The organism is Acidiphilium sp. PA, from assembly GCF_026191915.1.
Classification (GTDB): domain Bacteria; phylum Pseudomonadota; class Alphaproteobacteria; order Acetobacterales; family Acetobacteraceae; genus Acidiphilium.
Map to the genome: position 1 here is coordinate 1 of NZ_JAIMBY010000028.1, position 15,564 is coordinate 15,564.

A 15,564-nucleotide genomic window follows, 5' to 3' on the forward strand; every position below is an offset into this window, starting at 1 on the left:
CGATGCGGCCGAGGCCTGTGCCATGGACCGGCAGACGCTGCGCGACTGGGTGCACCGTTACAATGGATTGGGACCTGAAGGACTGGGCGATGCGCCGCGCCGCAACGGCCCGCCACCCCGATTGTCGGCTTCGCAGCTGTCAGTTTCCCTTAAAGAGTAGATTCTGCTGAAGCCAGCGCCGATTTCCCTTAAACTATAGATTCTATAGCGTTAATCGAGACAATGAGACGCTCCTTCCACGAAAGTGAGTCTACTGTCTACGGGATAATTCTACACATCAAAGGAAATTTCGTCGCATCGCCACCCAACAAAATCAAAGAGTTGCCCGGCCCAGAATCTATTCTTTAAGGGAAACTGACACAGGGGTAGCGACATGCCGATGTACCGCCGCCACGTTGTCAGGGGCTTGGCTATGAGCGGCGCAGCATTAACTCTTAGGAATGCCCGCGCGTCCAATGGTGAGTTGAGACCGGGACTTCGCCCGGAATTATTTGGGCCACATTTCAATCTGGCGATCTCCCGCATGCCGGCCAATATTACCGGCAACCGTTCCTGGGCCTACGCGATTAATGGCTCATTCCCGGCACCGCTGCTGCGTTGGCGGGAAGGCGATGATCTTACTATTAATGTTACCAATAACTTGTCGGAAAGCACGTCGATCCATTGGCACGGCATCCGGGTGCCGAATCCCATGGATGGCGTACCCGGTCTCGATTTTCCGGGCATCGCGCCGGGCGAGACCTTTGTCTACCGCTTCCCGGTGCGGCAATACGGCACCTACTGGTATCACAGCCATACCGGGTATCAGGAGCAGAAAGGACATCGCGGCCCGCTGGTCATCGAGCGGCGCGACGAGCCGATCAAGGCCGACCGCGACTACGTGGTGATGCTGACCGACTGGAGCGATGTCGATCCGCGTGTCATCGCCAGCAACCTCAAGAAAGACAGCGGATACTACAACACGCACAAGCGCACCGTCAGCAGCTTCGTCGACGAGACGGCCCAGCGTGGCCTGGTGCCGACGCTGAAAAGCCGCCTGATGTGGGGGAAGATGCGGATGATGGCGACCGGTATCGCCGGCGTCACCGGCTATACCTATACGTATTTGCTCAACGGCCTGCCTCCGGCGACCAACTGGACCGGCCTGTTCCGAGCGGGTGAGCGTATCCGCCTTCGCTTCATCAACGGCTCGGCGATGACCTATTTCGATATCCGCGTGCCCGGCCTGAAAATGACGGTGGTGCAGGCGGACGGCAACGACGTCGATCCGGTCACGGTGGATGAACTACGCATCGCCGTCGCCGAGACCTACGATGTCATCGTGCAACCGGAACAGGATATCGCCTACACGATCTTTGCTCAGTCGGAGGATCGCAGCGGCTATGCGCGCGGCACGTTGGCACCGCGCGTTGGCATGGCGGGACCGGTCCCACCGATGGACCCGCGGCCTTTGCGCACCATGCTCGATATGGCGATGCCGATGATGAACAAGGGACAATGGGGCGAGTCCCGCCCCAACCTCACCCGCATGGGCGGCATGGAAAAAATGGCCGGCGGCATGGCGAAGGGCATGAAAAAGATGAAGCCCGGCATGCCGATCAGCGAAAAAATCACCGGTGGCCATCCAGCGGTCATGGCACCCGATCCCGACAAGCCGCACATGAGCTACGAGGTGCAGACGGTGGCGAAAATGCCGACCGAGCGTCTCGCCAGCGCCGGCGATGCGCTGAACCATCTCGGCCGCCGCGTCCTCACCTATGCGGACCTTCGGGCGCTCTATCGCGGTTCCGATCCCCGTCCACCCTCACGCGAGATCGTGCTGCACCTGACCGGCAACATGAAGCGCTTCATCTGGGGCTTCAACGGCAAGAAGTTCAGCCAGGCGGAGCCGATCCGCCTTCGCCTCGGCGAGCGGGTGCGCTTCCGGCTGATCAACGACACCATGATGGCGCACCCGATCCATCTGCATGGATTGTGGATGGAGCTGGAGAACGGCAAGGGGATGCACCGGCCCTACAAGCAGACGATCGGCGTGGCACCGGGGGAGGAGCTGTGCCATCTGGTAACCGCCGATACACCGGGCCACTGGGCCTATCATTGCCACCTGCTCTACCATTTCGAGGAAGGTGGCATGTTCCGCACCGTCCTGGTGTCATGAAAACCATGGCAAATATTCGCCGATTCACCAGCGCGGCCCTTACGGTGGGCGTTGTCGCAATTTCCGTGCCGGCCTTGGCCGAAAGTCCGAACCAGCAGGCTGAATCGCCGTATGGTTACAAGCTCAACGACAACAGTGTTTATATCCATGGCGTCCTGAGCCAGATGGAAGGGCGATTGAATGGCCAGAACGCCTATTTCCGCTGGGATGGACAGGCTTGGGCGGGAACCGACGAGAACAAAATCTGGTTCAAGACCGAAGGCCGCAAATATGCCGGCAGAACCGAGGACGGCGATCAGGAGCTTCTCTACGACCGCCCGATCAGCCGGTTTTTCGATGTCCAGGCGGGTGGCCGCTACGATTTGGATTCGCGGCCGGGCCGTGGCTGGGCGGCGTTCGGTGTCGAAGGCTATGCGCCGGAGTTCATCAACGTGGAGGCGACGGTCTATGCCAGCGACCAGGGGCACTATGCGGCACGCCTGATCGCCAGCTATAATCTCTTTGTCACGCAGTTCCTGGTCGCCCAGCCCCAGATCGAGATGAATTTCTACACCAAGCGTGATCCGGCGCGCTTGGTGGGCGCTGGCCTGTCGGATATCGATGCCGGGTTCCGGCTGCGCTACGAGATCGGCCGCAAATTCGCGCCTTATGTAGGCGTCACCGACTACCAGCAGTTCGGCGGCACGGCGGTGCTTGCCCGACAGCATGGTGAACATCCGCGCGACCTGCGCTTCGTGGTGGGGATACGGGACATGGTTCTGAAGCGTCACCTGACGCCACTTCTGGCGCTTCTGACTTTCGCCACAATCACGTCCGCTCATGCCGGGCAGAACGGCGCGAAGCCATCTGGTGAAGGTCACGGCATGCCGAACCTGGCAAACGCGCCCAAGAACGACCGGCGGCACTTACAAATAAACGCGCTGATGGACCGCTGTGCCCGCCAGCAGCAGCAGATGCAGCAGAACCAGCATATCGCCGGCAGCACTCCGGCGGTTGCCGCACGCTGCCGCAAGCTCGACAAGATGATGAACTCCCATCACGAGTACGAACTGACCCAACCCCAGTAAGATCTGGTGAAGTCACAGCCTCGAACTGCGCAAGAGAGGCTGGAGTCGAGGGAAGCCGAGGCGTTTGACCCTGAGGCTATCGGTTTTCGTCGCAGTAATCGGTCTCGCTGGTGCTGAAAAAGTTGCCGACGGTAATTTGTCGCTTGAACGGACCGACCTCGGCGAGCGGTTCGGCCGAGACGTCGAAGGCGAATTCCTGGCCGGGGCGCAACCGGGTGCGATCGATCTCGACCTCGTGGTCCACGTGATAGATGGCACCCCAGGGGCAGCAATAGTAGCAGCGCCCTTGCTGAGAGCGGTTGTCCTTCGCGTAGGAGATGTCGCCGCGCGCCAGGGCCGCTTCGATCTCCTGCTGGATCGCGAGGGTCGCTTCCGGTGCGGGATCGCGGCTCCACAGATAGCCCAGCGCCTTTTGCGCCTTCATGTCCTTGCGGAAATGCGGAGCGGCATGCGGGTCGGTCAGGCAGAACAAATCGAACCCCGGCATGCCCGGCAGTGGCAGGGCACGGATGGTTGCGGTGCTTCTCCGGTTTTGCCGGCGGTTGCGGTCCTCGGTGATCGCGGCGGGCATCGCTGCCAGTTGGCCCAGCCGGAAGGCACTTTCGATCGCGGCCTTGATCGTGGTTTCCATCCGCTCATGCAGCGCGCTGCCTGGTGCATGTGAGGACTGGTATAGGCTCTGGGCATAGTCGCTCGATGAGGTCAGCGACGCGAGTTCGCCCTGCAGCATGGCGAGTTCGGCCTTGTGGGTATCGTCGGTCGCTGCCCGGGCGCAATCGGCCACCGCGATCGTGGCGTGTTCGGCAATGGTACGGCAGGCTGCCATCATCGCCGCCAGGTGCGCCGCCGGGCATGGCTCGACCTCGACCCAAGCCGGCAATGCCACCGGTACCCGGCGCGGCAGCACGAAGGTTTCGTCGCCTTGGGCGCGCAAGGCTGCCGCCAGCCATTCCTCAACCGCGCCGTAGAACAGCTCCGCCTGCCGTGCGGTGACCGGCGGCACGAAGCCGATCGTGCCGGGATCGGCATCGTAGTCGGCTTGCAGGAAAGCATCGCCCAGGGTCTGGAACGAATAGGCGATCCAGGTGGCCGCCAGGAAGGAGCGTTCGCTGTCGGTCATAGTCCAGGCGGTCTTGCCGGCGGCGACCAGCTCGCCGCGGCGATGTTCGGCCTTGACGAAGAGATCATACACCGCACCGCCGGCACCGCGATACGCTTCGAGCGTGGCGGCCGAGACCTCGCCGGTCGCCATTGCGCGCAGCCGGGTCATGATGCCGGGCGTGCTGGTCGCAATGGCGCTCATAGTGGCGCTTCCGACGTGCCGGGAAATGGCAGGTCGCCGTGATCGAGCATCCGATGCGCCTCGGCAAGCGTGGTGCCGGCTTCCGGCACGACCAGGCTGGAGACGCCGATGTGATCTGGGGCGACCTGCTTGCCGTGGTGCGCAAGGATATCATGCAATGCGGCGAGAGCGGTCTCAAACCCTGCTTCGTCGCCGGCCTCGATCGCCACGAGCAGATCGCGATCGATTGTGATCAGCCCGGGGGTGAAATCGTCAGGCAGTTCGATCTGGCCGTGGCCCATGATGCGGACGATCATCAGGAACGATCCTTGTTCGGGGCCGGAAGTTCGGCCAAGGAAGACGTGGTGGGAACCGGCCGGCCGATCAGCGGAATCGGTGCCGGCGGCGCCAGGCCGAGTTCGGCCTTGAGCCTTGCAAGATCCCCCGACACCGCAGAGGCTTGGCCAGTCCGGTCGAGTTCGAGCTGTAGCGGATCGCCTGGCCCGGTCAGGCCGATGTTGAAATTATCGGTCATGTCCTGCAAGGCGGCCGCCCTCGCGTTGACCCGTGCCACCTTGTCCTGCGCGCGCTCCATGGCGGCGTTGACGTCGCCCATTTCCTCAGACAGGCCGGCCAGTGACTCCGATATTTTCGCCTGGCTGTCAGCGGCGGTGGCTGTCGCGCGCAAGGTTTCCTTCTGGATCCGGAAGGCGGCAATCTTGGCGGCGAGGCGCTCGTTGGCACCTTCCAGGCTCGTCTGCTTATCGATCATCTGCTGGTGCTGCTGGTCGAGCGCCTGAAGCTGGCCGCGCAATGCCGCACGCTGTTGCAACGCCTGTTGCGCCAGGTCTTCGCGCCCCTGCAGCAAGGCCTGCCTCGATTGCTGGTCCAGCCGTGCGTCGGTCTGGCGCACGCCGTCCATCTGACTTTCGATCAACTTGCGCGACGTCAGCACATCGGCGATCGACCGGCTCATCTGCAACCGCATCTCGGTCATCTTGGCGTAGGCATGATCGAAAATTTCGGACGGGTTTTCTGCATTGTCGAGCGCTCGATTGCCCTTGGCGCTGATGATGAGACCCAGCCTGCTGAACAAGCTCATCGAATATCTCCTTTTGCCGGTTTCGAACGGACCACGTCGTTACAACCGTCGATCGTCATCACATCGCCTCCTTAACCCCGATCTTCACCAGCCACCAGTTTACCGGGAAGGTGGTCGCGAAACCGACGATCATGCCGATCTGCATCATGAACCAGAATACCGGGCTGTCCGGCTTCAGGGCAGGGTGAAAGAACACGAAGCGCATCAGGGCCATCCACCCGAACAGGCCGATTTCGAAGCTGGTCAGCGACAGCGCATCCGCCTTCAGGGCCGCGACGATGCCTTGACCCGGACTTAAATTACGCATCGGCACGATGGCGAAATACTGGAACGCGATGCCGAGCGAGAAAGCGAGGACGTAGTCACCCGCCAGTTCCGCTCCGAACGTCGAGCCGGCGATGGCAAAGCCGGTGAAAAAGATGGCGAACTCGGCGATGATGTCGCCCAGCGTGCAGCCGGCGCCGCAATGGGTGGCGCCGACGAACGTGGTCATCCAAAAGGGTTTGTCCTTGTGGTCCGATCCGGCCTGACGGCCCATCGCCCAATAGGCCCAGACCGCAAGCGGGCCGAAATACAGCGCCGTCACCGGCCAGACCGCATTCATCACCCCCATTTTCTGCGGGTGCCGGCGCAGGTCGAGCATTATAACCACCATGCTCGCGAAGGCGGCGGTGAGCGAGAGAATAGCGAGCGGATAAAGCCAAGGGTATTGCATGTGACATCCTTCCTGCCGGGTGCGGCGGGTGCATGAAACAGATCATTCGACCGCAACACCGCGCAACATGTTGTGGATCGCGGTTGCGGCGATCGCCGCTTCGCCCATCGCGACGCTGATCTGGTTGAGGCCGCGAACGATGTCGCCGGCCGCGAACACCCCGCAGGCCGAGGTCTGCTGATGGGACGAGGTGACGATGCAGCCATCGTCGGTGAGGGTGGCGCCGATCATCTGTGCCAAGGTCGAGCGTTTGCGCGTGCCGAGCGCAGAGTAGATCGCATCGAACCGGTGAACCTGCCCGTCCTGGGTCGTGACCGCGCAGGCCCGGTCCGCTTCCGCGACAATGGCGGCAACCGGCGAACCGACGATCGCAATTCCCGCATCGGCGGCTTCTCGGCGCAGCGCATCGTCTGGTGCCAGTTTCACGTCGGTCGAGAGCAGGCTGACACGGTCCGTGTAGCTGCGCAGGAATTTGGCCTCGCCAAGCCCGCCCGCGCCATGGCCGATGACGCCGACCGTGCGATCGATGATTTCGAAGCCGTCGCACACCGGACAGTAGCGGATCAGGCCATCCGCGACCGCGCCGCGCAGGTCCGGCAACGCAGGAGGAATATCGACGACGCCGGTGGCGAGCAGGATGGTCCGGGCGTGCAGCACGGCGCCGTCGAGTGTCACGGTGAAGCCGGCTTGCCGGTCCCCGGCGAGACGTTCGACCTCGCCCCGCCTGATCGGCGCGCCGTAATGGACCGCCTGGGCAGCCATGCGTTCCAGCAATTCGATGCCGTTGATACCATCCGGAAATCCCGCGTGGTTATGCGATACCGGAACCCACGCCGCACGGCTGGCACCGCCATCGATCAGCTCGAAGTTGCGGCGGAAGCGAGCAAGGTAGATCGCCGCGGTCAGCCCGGCCGGGCCACCGCCGATGATGACACAGTCCAGCACTAGACCGCGATCCCGCGGTAGCGGAACTCGGTCATCATCCCGGCCGCCATGTGATACAGGTTGTGGCAATGGAACGCCCAGCGCCCAGGATTATCGGCCTCGAACGCGATCCGAACGCGCGACCCTTTCCTGCCCGGGACCAGAACCGTGTCCCGCATTGCGCCAGCGATTTTCCGGCCGTCGAGGGCGATCACCTGGAAGCTGTGGCCATGCAGATGCATCGGATGCGCCATCGTCGTCTGGTTGACCAGGTCGATTTCGACCCGCTGGCCGCGTTCCAGCATGAGCGGAGTGATGCGCGGCCAGTATTGACCGTCCAGCGACCATCGATACGGCTGCATCCCCCCGGCGAGCGCGATGGTATGGACCAGATCGGCCCGGCGCGGCTGTAACGGTCTGGTGGCAACCAGCCGCATTTCGAGCGAATTATCCACCGGCGGCGCTTCGGCCGGTGCGGCATCCGACACACGCGCGACCGTTGCACCCTGGGTCGCGAGGATCATGCCGGTGCGGCGGTTCGTGCCTTCGAGGATGGCGGTGACCGGAAATGCGCCGGATGCGCGGGGCAGGTCGATCAGGATATCCAGCCGCTGCGCGATGGCGATCGGAAACCGCTGCCCCGGCACCGGATGAACGTCATGGCCGTCGGCCGCGACCACCCGACCGGTCAGGCGGCCGAGATCGATCCAGAACTGGCTGGACGCCGCGCCGTTGATCACGCGCAGGCGCAGACGACCGCTCTTGCCGACCCGAACGACCGCGGGATCGTCCAGCGTGCGGTCGTTGGCCAGAAATGCGTCGTAGCGGATGTCGTTGAGGTCCATCGTCATGCCGGCCGTCCCGCTGGGGCTGGCCGTTCCGGTGGTATCGGCCTTGTTCATCGCCATACCCGGCGTCGAATCCATCGCCATGCCGGTCATCGATGCGGAGTGGGACGGTGCCGGCATGTTTTCGGTCTGGCGGACGTCCTGGTGGACCGCACCGCCCGACATGCGGGTGAGATCCGCAAACAGATCGTCGGGAGACCGAAAGCTGAAATCGTGCAGCATCAGCACGATCTCCTGGCGATCCTCGCTAATCTCGGTGGCGCTGCGAACGATCAGGGGCGCGGCCATCAGGCTTTGTTCCTGCAGGCCTTGATGCGAGTGCATCCAATACGTTCCGGGGATCGGCGCGAAATCGAACTGTCGCGAGGCACCGGCAGCGATCGGCGGCGTTTGCGGCCAGGGAAAGCCATCCTGCTTCCAGGGCGGGGTCTGCCCATGCCAGTGGATGATGGTGGGCGCACCCGCCTGGTTGGCAAGATCGACGCGGAATCGTTCGCCGGGCGCCAGGGTCAGGCCGGGTTTGCCGTCCGGCCCGCGCAGCCCGAATACGCGCGCAGCTTTGCCGTTGACCTCCAGCGTTCGGGTTTCGGCTGTCAGGTCGAGCGCACCGGATGGCGCCGCCGGTGCCGATAGGGGCCAGAGTGGCAGTGTCGCAGCCGAGGCCGACAAGCCGATGAGAGAACGACGGGACAGGTCGGAGATCACAAGGTTTGTTCCTTCTTCTTTTTTACGAGTGATGATGATGGGCGTGGCCGTCGGAACCGGCATTCGTCGGCGCCGGTGCGGCCATCATGCGCAGCATGTCCGGTCCGCCGGTGCGCATGAAGCGCCAGATCAACATCGCGGCGATCACCAGGAACACGATATTCAGCACGGTCGTGTAGTTCCAACTGACCGACGCCATCGCAACCGTCGCGTGGCGCTTCGCCGGGATCAGCCCGCTGACGCCGAACAGCAGTTCGACCGCATACCCGGCCAGCGCCATCGCCGCGTAGAACACCAGGAACAACAGGCCAGCGATCCGCCACCCGTAATATTTCCGGTAGATGTCGAGGATCGGCAGGATGATCAGGTCGGCAAAGATGAATGCGACGACACCACCAAAGCTGATCCCACCATTCCACAGAACGGCGGCGAGCGGCACATTCCCGACCGAACAGACAAAGGAAATGATCGCAACCAGCGGGCCGATCAGAGGTCCGACCAGGACGGACCCGATCCGATCATGCGCGAGAAACAGCGTCTGCCAGAACTGATGCGGCACCCAGGCCGCGAGGGCACCGGAAATCAGCAGCCCCAACGCGATATCGGTCCAGACGCTCGCCCAGTCCATCACGAAGAAATGGCTAATCGCGGTAAAGCCCTTGGGCGAGATCGCGCGCGACAACACGGTTCCTTCGCCGCCGACCGACATGTCCATCGCCGCATGGCCCTCCATCCGCCCCTGCCGGCCGCGCTCCGCCTGATCGCGCGCCGCCGCAAGCCGCCGATCGGTCATGACCCGGCGGAGCACGGCGACCATCAGGACGATCATGATCGGACCGCCGACGAATTCGGCAAGAGTAAACTGCCAACCGATCAGCACCGCCAATATGATGCCTAATTCCAGAACCAGATTGGTCGAGGCGAACTGAAAGGCCATGGCGGCGGTGAAGTTCCCGCCTTTGCGGAAAATCGAGCGCGCAAGCGCCACCGCCGCATACGAACAGGACGATGAGGCAGCCCCGAGACCGCTCGCGATCAGGATCGAGCGCGGTCCCGCATCCGGCAGCAACCGGCCCATCTCGCCCTTCGTCACCACCGCCTGCACGACACCCGACAGCAGGAACCCGAGGATCAACGCCCACAGGATATCCCACCCCATCGACAGGGCAAACAGCATCGCATGCAGCAGCGCGATCGCGACATGATGAACCATGAACCGGCTCGGAGGCGCTATGCGGCTGCCCGGACCTCGTAGCCTTCGTCAATGATCGCCTTGCGGACCGCCCCGGCATCGGGACGACCGCCGACCTCGACTTCGCCGCGCTCCAGATCCACCTTGACGCTCTCGACCAGCGGGACTGTGTTGACCGCCTTGGTGACTGCCGCGACACAGTGCCCGCAGGTCATGCCCGAAACTTTCAACGTAAGCATCACTTTCTCCTCTTTTGGATTTCGACCTCGAAGGTGGGGCTTCCATAATGGGAAGGTCAAGACGTGGGCCGCCGATCGTCATCCGTAATCTTCCGCCAATCCGCCCGGGCTTGACCTTACCACTATGGCAAGCTCCATATCTCCGGTCACCAAGGAGTAAGGCATTGGATCTCGCAATCGCACCTACAGCCGTCGTCCGTCCACAAGCCACCGCCACCGCCACCGCATTCGACATCGGTATCGACGGGTTGACGTGTGCGTCCTGTGTCGGCCGAGTCGAGAAAGCGTTGGCGCGGCTGCCTGGGGTCGTCGATGTTTCGGTCAATCTCGCGACGGAGCGCGCTCATGTAACGGTTGCGCAACCGCCCGAGGGCGACCCGCCCGACGCCGGCGCGATGATCCAGGCCATCGAGCGTGGCGGCTATGCGGTGCGCACGGCGCAAATCGACCTGCGCATCGACGGCATGACCTGCGCGAGTTGCGTGGGTCGGGTCGAACGGGCGCTCAGGCGTCTCCCTGGCGTGTTGTCGGCCGAGGTCAATCTGGCAACCGAGCAGGCACGCGTTGCCGTTCTGCAAGGGGCGATATCAACGGATTGGCTGGTCGCGGCGGCGCGGGACGCCGGCTATGGTGCGGTGCCGATCGTGGATCACGACGAAGCGACCGAAAGCACGCGCTTGCAGGCGCGGAACCGGCGGGAGTTGCAGCGCGTCTGTTTCGCCGCCGCGCTGTCTGCTCCGCTGATCGCCGGTATGGCAATGCACCTGGCCGGATCGCGCTGGATGTTGCCGGGCTGGGGGCAGCTCGTCCTGGCCAGCATCGTGCAGTTCGGACTGGGCTGGCGGTTCTACGTCGCTGGTTGGAAAGCCGTGCGGGCGCGGGCGGGGAACATGGATCTGCTCGTCGCGCTGGGCACCTCCGCGGCCTGGGGCCTGAGCGTCTATGAGCTGCTTGCCGCAGGCGCGGGCCAGCCGCCACACCTGTATTTCGAAAGTTCCTCTCTCCTCATCACCTTCATCCTGTTCGGCAAATGGCTCGAAGCGCGTGCGAAGCGCCAGACCGCCTCGGCCTTGCGGGCGCTGATGGGGCTTCGGCCGGACACTGCCCGGGTGCGCCGGGGCGACATCGACATCGAACTGCCGCTCGGCCAGATTGCGGTTGGCGACGTTGTGGTGGTGCGAGCGGGGGAACGGATCCCGGTTGATGGCCGCATCATCGAAGGTGCCGGCAGCGTCGATGAGTCGATGCTGACCGGCGAAAGCCTGCCGGTGGATAAGATGCCCGGCGCGCCTGCGACTGGTGGCACCATCAATCTCGACGGCTTGCTGATCATCGAGACGACAGCAATCGGCGCCGAGACGGCTTTGGCGAAAATCGTGCGCCTGGTCGAAGGCGCGCAGGCCTCCAAGGCGCCGATCCAGCATCTGGTGGACCGGGTCAGCGCGGTGTTCGTTCCCGTCGTTCTGCTGATCGCGGCCGCAACCTTCATCGGCTGGTTCGCCGCCACTGGCGACATGGTCCAGTCGGTACTGACCGCGGTGGCCGTGCTGGTGATCGCATGCCCTTGCTCGTTGGGTCTCGCTACGCCGACCGCAATAATGGCGGGCACCGGTGTCGCGGCGCGGTACGGCATCCTGATCAAGGATGCGGAAGCACTCGAATCCGCCCACGCGATCACGGTTGTCGCTTTCGACAAGACCGGCACGCTGACCGAGGGAAGGCCGCGCGTCACCGATATCGTCTCGATCGGCGGATCGAATGAGCGCGCTGTGATCCAAGCCGCGGCATCGCTACAAGGCGGCAGCGATCACCCGCTGGCCGTCGCGATCCGTGCCCGCGCGGAGGCGGAGCGGTTGGTGGTACCGGCGAGCAGCGGCTTTCGCGCGCTCGCCGGGCGCGGCGTTTCGGCAAGCTTCGACGGGCGCGATCTGGTACTCGGCAATCGTCGCCTGATCGACGAGCATCATCTCGATGCAGGAGAACTCGCCGGACGCGCAGGCGAACTGGAAGCGATCGGCCGGACCGTCTCGTGGCTTGCGGAAACCACGCCGCAGCCTCGCATTCTAGGCCTGCTGGCTTTTGGCGACACCGTCAAGGAAAGCACACGGGTTGCGATCGAGCGGCTGCACCGGACATCGATCCGCACCGTGATGATCACCGGTGACAGCCGCGGCGCGGCCGAAACCGCCGCACACGCGCTAGGCATCGATGAGGTGATTGCGAACGTGCTGCCAGGTGACAAGGCGGAGGCGGTCGCGCGCCTGCGTGCGGACGGTCAGACGGTCGGGATGGTGGGTGACGGGATCAACGACGCACCGGCTCTCGCGGCCGCCGATCTCGGCATCGCGATGGGAACCGGCACCGATGTCGCGATGGGGGCGGCGGGGATTACCCTGATGCAGGGCAATCCCGCCCATGTGGCCGATGCGATCGATATTTCCCGGCAGACCTATCGCAAGATCCGCCAAGGGCTTGGCTGGGCGTTTCTTTACAATGTTGCCGGGATCCCGCTTGCCGCTTTCGGATACCTCAATCCGATCGTCGCCGGTGCGGCGATGGCGCTGAGCAGCGTCAGCGTGGTGGCGAACGCGCTCCTGCTGCGGCGCTGGAAGCCACGCGGACTCTGATTGGAGAAGAGACACCTTGCCCGTTTCTGCTGTCGATTTGTCCGGGGAACTCGCGTTAGCGTTGGTGTCTGGCGCGCTGCTCAACCTCACACCCTGCGTTCTACCTGTCATTCCCTTGAAGATACGCACCATCATTCATCATGCGGGCGGGTCGCCGCGACGGCGCATCGAGGCGGCGATCGCTTTCGCAGCGGGAACCTTGCTGTTTTTCCTGGCCATCGGCATCGCAAGCGCGTTGCTGCACTGGACCTGGGGGGTGTTGTTCCAGTCGCCCTGGGTGATCGCCGTGCTCGTGGCGATGATGGCAAGTTTTGCTGCAATGATCTTCCTCGACATCTCCATGCCGGTACCCGGCTTCGCCTATCGCACGCGCGGCGGACGGCACCTGGAACCGTTCGTTTCCGGCGTGCTGGCCGCCATTTTATCGACACCTTGCACCGGACCTTTTCTTGGTGGGGTGCTTGCCTTTGCCATCACCCAGTCACCACCCACAGTCATTGCGATCTTCGTGTTCGTGGGCATCGGTCTCAGCCTCCCCTATGTCGTGATTCTTCTCCGTCCGTCACTGCTATCCCATCTGCCGCGGGCTGGAGAATGGTCGGATCGCCTGCGCCAGGCCCTGGCGTTCCTGCTGCTGGCAGGTTCCGTCTTCTTCGCCCAGAGCCTGGTCTCGCCAGACTTTGGTCTGTGGCTGTGGCGGGCCTGGGCAATCGCCTTAGGCTTGTGGGCTGCCGTGACCGCGCTGAGAAGTGCCGGCTGGGCCACAGGAGTGGTCGTGCTCGGTTTCGCGGCCGTCGCTCTCTCGACAAGCTATGCCGGCGGCTTGCTGATGCCACCGCAAAACGGACCGCTGCACTGGCGGCCATTCTCGACGCAGCGCCTTGACGCGGCCGAACGGATGAATCGTCCGGTGCTCGTCGAATTCACGGCTGCCTGGTGCATCAACTGCAAAATCTTGGAAAAAACTGTCTACGTCGATCCGGCTGTGGTGGGGGCCGCGCGTCAGGAGCGCCTGCTGGCTCTGCGGGTCGATCTGACGAGGCCGAACCAGTTCCTCGAACATCTCCTGGTCAAGGATGGCGGGGCCGGCTTGCCGTTTGCCGTCATCCGAAATCGCGAAGGGAGGATTACCGAGCGATTTCCGGGGATTTTTACCTCTGCCAGCCTGATCCGGGCGATCCATCAAGCCAGCGCCACATCGGATTTGACGGGATGACGCGTCGATATTGGTACGTCGCTGCCGTGGTTATTGCGGCCGGCGCGAGTCTGATCGCCGGCAGATATTCCCGCGATGGGTCGCTCGGCGCCAACGATAGCGGCGTCCAGGGTGCCGCCGGAGCTTATGCGCGGAGCGAGGGCAACGCCCGGTTTCATTTACCGAGCAGCGCCGACAAGGTCAGCATGGTGGCACGGATCGCCTCCAACGCCGCGCCGTCGAGGGAGCCCGCGATCATGGTGCGCCTGAACATCAAAAAAGGATGGCACGTCAATGCGAATCCGGCATCGTTGCGGTTTCTCATCCCTACCACCGTAAAATCGGAAATTAACCATAAGGCCGTGAGGCTGGATATTTCGTACCCTCCAGGCCGCGACAGCCACGTCAAACTCGATGGCAAGTCGATCCTGGTGTATGACGACAACACGATCCTGCGCGCCGACATGCCAGCTTCGACTCTGGCCCAGCTTCGCTCGGCCGGATCGCTCAGTCTCGTCGTGACCGTGCAATCATGCAGCAATAAAGGCATCTGCCTGCCACCCGCGCAACTGCGTTCGACAATTGCCGCGCATTTCTAGTCTCTTTCATCAACCTTATCTTGGAGTTCAATCATGAAGCGACGGTTCCTTGGCCTTGCCGCGCTCCTTCCGTTGGTTACTGCGGTGACGTCAGCGTCTGCCGCGACACCTGCCTCCGTTGAGGCCGCTCTGCGCAAAGCGATCAATGGGCCGCAACGGACCCCGGCCTACGTCAAGCGGGATCGGTTTCGCCATCCGCTGAGAACGTTGGAGTTCTTCGGCATCCGGCCGGACATGAAGGTGGTTGAAGTTCTCCCCGGCGGCGGATGGTATACCGAAATTCTGGCACCGTTCCTGCACGATCATGGCAAACTCATCGAGGCGACACCCGCCGCAAGCAGCCCAAGCCCGTTCCAACATCGGGAAGCGCTGAAATATCAGCAGAAACTCGCCGCAAATCCTGCGGTCTATGGCCGCGTGACGCTCGAACCGTTCGAACCGCCGGCCTATATGGCGCTGGGCGCGCCCGACTCGGCCGACATGGTCCTGACGTTCCTGAACATGCACGACCTGATGTACGCGAACGTCCATGGCGGTGTCACCGACATGTTCGTCCAGCGCTTTTTCCGTAGCGCCTATCGCACGCTGAAACCCGGCGGCATTCTCGGCATCGTCGCGCATCGCGCGCCCCCGACAATGCCGATCTCGAAGAGCTTCAAACTGGCGCGCCTGCCGCAGCCCTTTGTGATCGCACAGGCCGAGCGCGCCGGCTTTCAGCTCGCCGGCACGTCGGAAATCGTCGCCAACCCGAAAGACCCGCGCGACATTCCGGTGTTCGATCTGCCGCCGATGCTGATGGTGGGCGCGAAAGATCGCGCCAAGTATCAGGCAATCGGCCCCGGCGACGACATGACGTTGAAATTCGTGAAACCGGCCGACGCTGCCGGTCGATAAGGATGCCCATCGTCATC

The 15,564-nt window shown here is 63.3% G+C and carries 14 protein-coding genes and 1 pseudogene; 7 read left to right on the forward strand and 8 right to left on the reverse strand.

All coding sequences use genetic code 11. The features are described from left to right. The 3 genes and pseudogenes from AruPA_RS19010 to AruPA_RS19020 form a co-directional block, all read left to right on the forward strand. Nucleotides 1-136: pseudogene (locus tag AruPA_RS19010) on the forward strand (helix-turn-helix domain-containing protein); the annotation flags it as partial. 243 nt (nucleotides 137-379) lie between these two features. Next, nucleotides 380-2,158 (forward strand): copper resistance system multicopper oxidase, encoded by a 1,779-nt coding sequence (locus tag AruPA_RS19015; RefSeq protein WP_408735596.1) that lies wholly within the window; start codon nucleotides 380-382, stop codon nucleotides 2,156-2,158. Then, on the forward strand, nucleotides 2,155-3,225 hold the full coding sequence (locus tag AruPA_RS19020) for a copper resistance protein B (protein WP_265638336.1): 1,071 nt from the start codon (nucleotides 2,155-2,157) through the stop codon (nucleotides 3,223-3,225). Before AruPA_RS19015 ends, AruPA_RS19020 begins: the two co-directional genes overlap by 4 nt. A gap of 76 nt (nucleotides 3,226-3,301) precedes the next feature. Here the strand turns inward: AruPA_RS19020 and AruPA_RS19025 are convergent, their stop codons facing one another. Genes AruPA_RS19025 through AruPA_RS19060 form a run of 8 tightly spaced genes read right to left on the reverse strand, consistent with a single transcriptional unit; the run spans nucleotide 3,302 to nucleotide 10,232 of the window. Then, complete coding sequence (locus AruPA_RS19025; RefSeq protein WP_265638337.1) at nucleotides 3,302-4,528, reverse strand: hypothetical protein; 1,227 nt, start codon at nucleotides 4,526-4,528, stop codon at nucleotides 3,302-3,304. Beyond that, nucleotides 4,525-4,824, reverse strand: coding sequence for a PspA-associated protein PspAA (gene pspAA / locus AruPA_RS19030; RefSeq protein WP_265638338.1), 300 nt, complete (start codon nucleotides 4,822-4,824; stop codon nucleotides 4,525-4,527). The genes AruPA_RS19025 and pspAA overlap by 4 nt, the downstream gene beginning before the upstream one ends. After that, a complete protein-coding gene (locus tag AruPA_RS19035; RefSeq protein WP_265638339.1) occupies nucleotides 4,824-5,609 on the reverse strand; it encodes a PspA/IM30 family protein in 786 nt (261 codons plus the stop codon). Before AruPA_RS19035 ends, pspAA begins: the two co-directional genes overlap by 1 nt. A gap of 58 nt (nucleotides 5,610-5,667) precedes the next feature. Continuing rightward, entirely contained in the window at nucleotides 5,668-6,324 is a 657-nt protein-coding gene (locus AruPA_RS19040) for a DUF4396 domain-containing protein (protein ID WP_265638340.1), read from the reverse strand. A 42-nt stretch (nucleotides 6,325-6,366) separates the two neighbouring features. Then, on the reverse strand, nucleotides 6,367-7,269 hold the full coding sequence (locus tag AruPA_RS19045; protein ID WP_265638341.1) for an NAD(P)/FAD-dependent oxidoreductase: 903 nt from the start codon (nucleotides 7,267-7,269) through the stop codon (nucleotides 6,367-6,369). Further along, nucleotides 7,269-8,801 (reverse strand): multicopper oxidase family protein, encoded by a 1,533-nt coding sequence (locus AruPA_RS19050; RefSeq protein ID WP_265638342.1) that lies wholly within the window; start codon nucleotides 8,799-8,801, stop codon nucleotides 7,269-7,271. The genes AruPA_RS19045 and AruPA_RS19050 overlap by 1 nt, the downstream gene beginning before the upstream one ends. 22 nt (nucleotides 8,802-8,823) lie before the next feature. After that, the gene (locus AruPA_RS19055; RefSeq protein WP_265638343.1) at nucleotides 8,824-10,014 is read right to left on the reverse strand and encodes a permease; all 1,191 of its coding nucleotides are present in this window, start codon (nucleotides 10,012-10,014) and stop codon (nucleotides 8,824-8,826) included. Between the two features lie 17 nt (nucleotides 10,015-10,031). Continuing rightward, nucleotides 10,032-10,232 carry a heavy-metal-associated domain-containing protein gene (locus AruPA_RS19060; protein WP_265638344.1) on the reverse strand — a complete coding sequence of 67 codons (201 nt, stop codon included), beginning with the start codon at nucleotides 10,230-10,232 and terminating at the stop codon, nucleotides 10,032-10,034. Nucleotides 10,233-10,396: 164 nt separating this feature from the next. Here AruPA_RS19060 and AruPA_RS19065 point away from each other — a divergent pair, with 164 nt between their 5' ends. The 4 genes from AruPA_RS19065 to AruPA_RS19080 all read left to right on the forward strand — a co-directional run bounded on the left by AruPA_RS19065 (nucleotide 10,397) and on the right by AruPA_RS19080 (nucleotide 15,547). After that, nucleotides 10,397-12,859 (forward strand): heavy metal translocating P-type ATPase, encoded by a 2,463-nt coding sequence (locus AruPA_RS19065; RefSeq protein WP_286839383.1) that lies wholly within the window; start codon nucleotides 10,397-10,399, stop codon nucleotides 12,857-12,859. Nucleotides 12,860-12,875: 16 nt separating this feature from the next. After that, nucleotides 12,876-14,075, forward strand: coding sequence for a protein-disulfide reductase DsbD (locus AruPA_RS19070; RefSeq protein WP_265638345.1), 1,200 nt, complete (start codon nucleotides 12,876-12,878; stop codon nucleotides 14,073-14,075). Nucleotides 14,076-14,311: 236 nt separating this feature from the next. Beyond that, the gene (locus tag AruPA_RS19075) at nucleotides 14,312-14,653 is read left to right on the forward strand and encodes a protein-disulfide reductase DsbD domain-containing protein (RefSeq protein ID WP_265638346.1); all 342 of its coding nucleotides are present in this window, start codon (nucleotides 14,312-14,314) and stop codon (nucleotides 14,651-14,653) included. Nucleotides 14,654-14,686: 33 nt separating this feature from the next. Beyond that, the gene (locus AruPA_RS19080; RefSeq protein WP_265638347.1) at nucleotides 14,687-15,547 is read left to right on the forward strand and encodes a class I SAM-dependent methyltransferase; all 861 of its coding nucleotides are present in this window, start codon (nucleotides 14,687-14,689) and stop codon (nucleotides 15,545-15,547) included. Nucleotides 15,548-15,564: the final 17 nt, after the last annotated feature.

What these genes read in the sequence shown, in the direction of transcription:
- AruPA_RS19035 (WP_265638339.1), bottom strand. Translation starts at nt 5,609, where the DNA reads ATGAGCTTGTTCAGCAGGCTGGGTCTCATCATCAGCGCCAAGGGCAAT.
- AruPA_RS19075 (WP_265638346.1), top strand. Translation starts at nt 14,312, where the DNA reads ATGGTGCGCCTGAACATCAAAAAAGGATGGCACGTCAATGCGAATCCG.
- AruPA_RS19015 (WP_408735596.1), top strand. Translation starts at nt 380, where the DNA reads ATGTACCGCCGCCACGTTGTCAGGGGCTTGGCTATGAGCGGCGCAGCA.
- AruPA_RS19025 (WP_265638337.1), bottom strand. Translation starts at nt 4,528, where the DNA reads ATGAGCGCCATTGCGACCAGCACGCCCGGCATCATGACCCGGCTGCGC.
- pspAA (WP_265638338.1), bottom strand. Translation starts at nt 4,824, where the DNA reads ATGATCGTCCGCATCATGGGCCACGGCCAGATCGAACTGCCTGACGAT.
- AruPA_RS19040 (WP_265638340.1), bottom strand. Translation starts at nt 6,324, where the DNA reads ATGCAATACCCTTGGCTTTATCCGCTCGCTATTCTCTCGCTCACCGCC.
- AruPA_RS19055 (WP_265638343.1), bottom strand. Translation starts at nt 10,014, where the DNA reads ATGGTTCATCATGTCGCGATCGCGCTGCTGCATGCGATGCTGTTTGCC.
- AruPA_RS19080 (WP_265638347.1), top strand. Translation starts at nt 14,687, where the DNA reads ATGAAGCGACGGTTCCTTGGCCTTGCCGCGCTCCTTCCGTTGGTTACT.
- AruPA_RS19060 (WP_265638344.1), bottom strand. Translation starts at nt 10,232, where the DNA reads ATGCTTACGTTGAAAGTTTCGGGCATGACCTGCGGGCACTGTGTCGCG.
- AruPA_RS19020 (WP_265638336.1), top strand. Translation starts at nt 2,155, where the DNA reads ATGAAAACCATGGCAAATATTCGCCGATTCACCAGCGCGGCCCTTACG.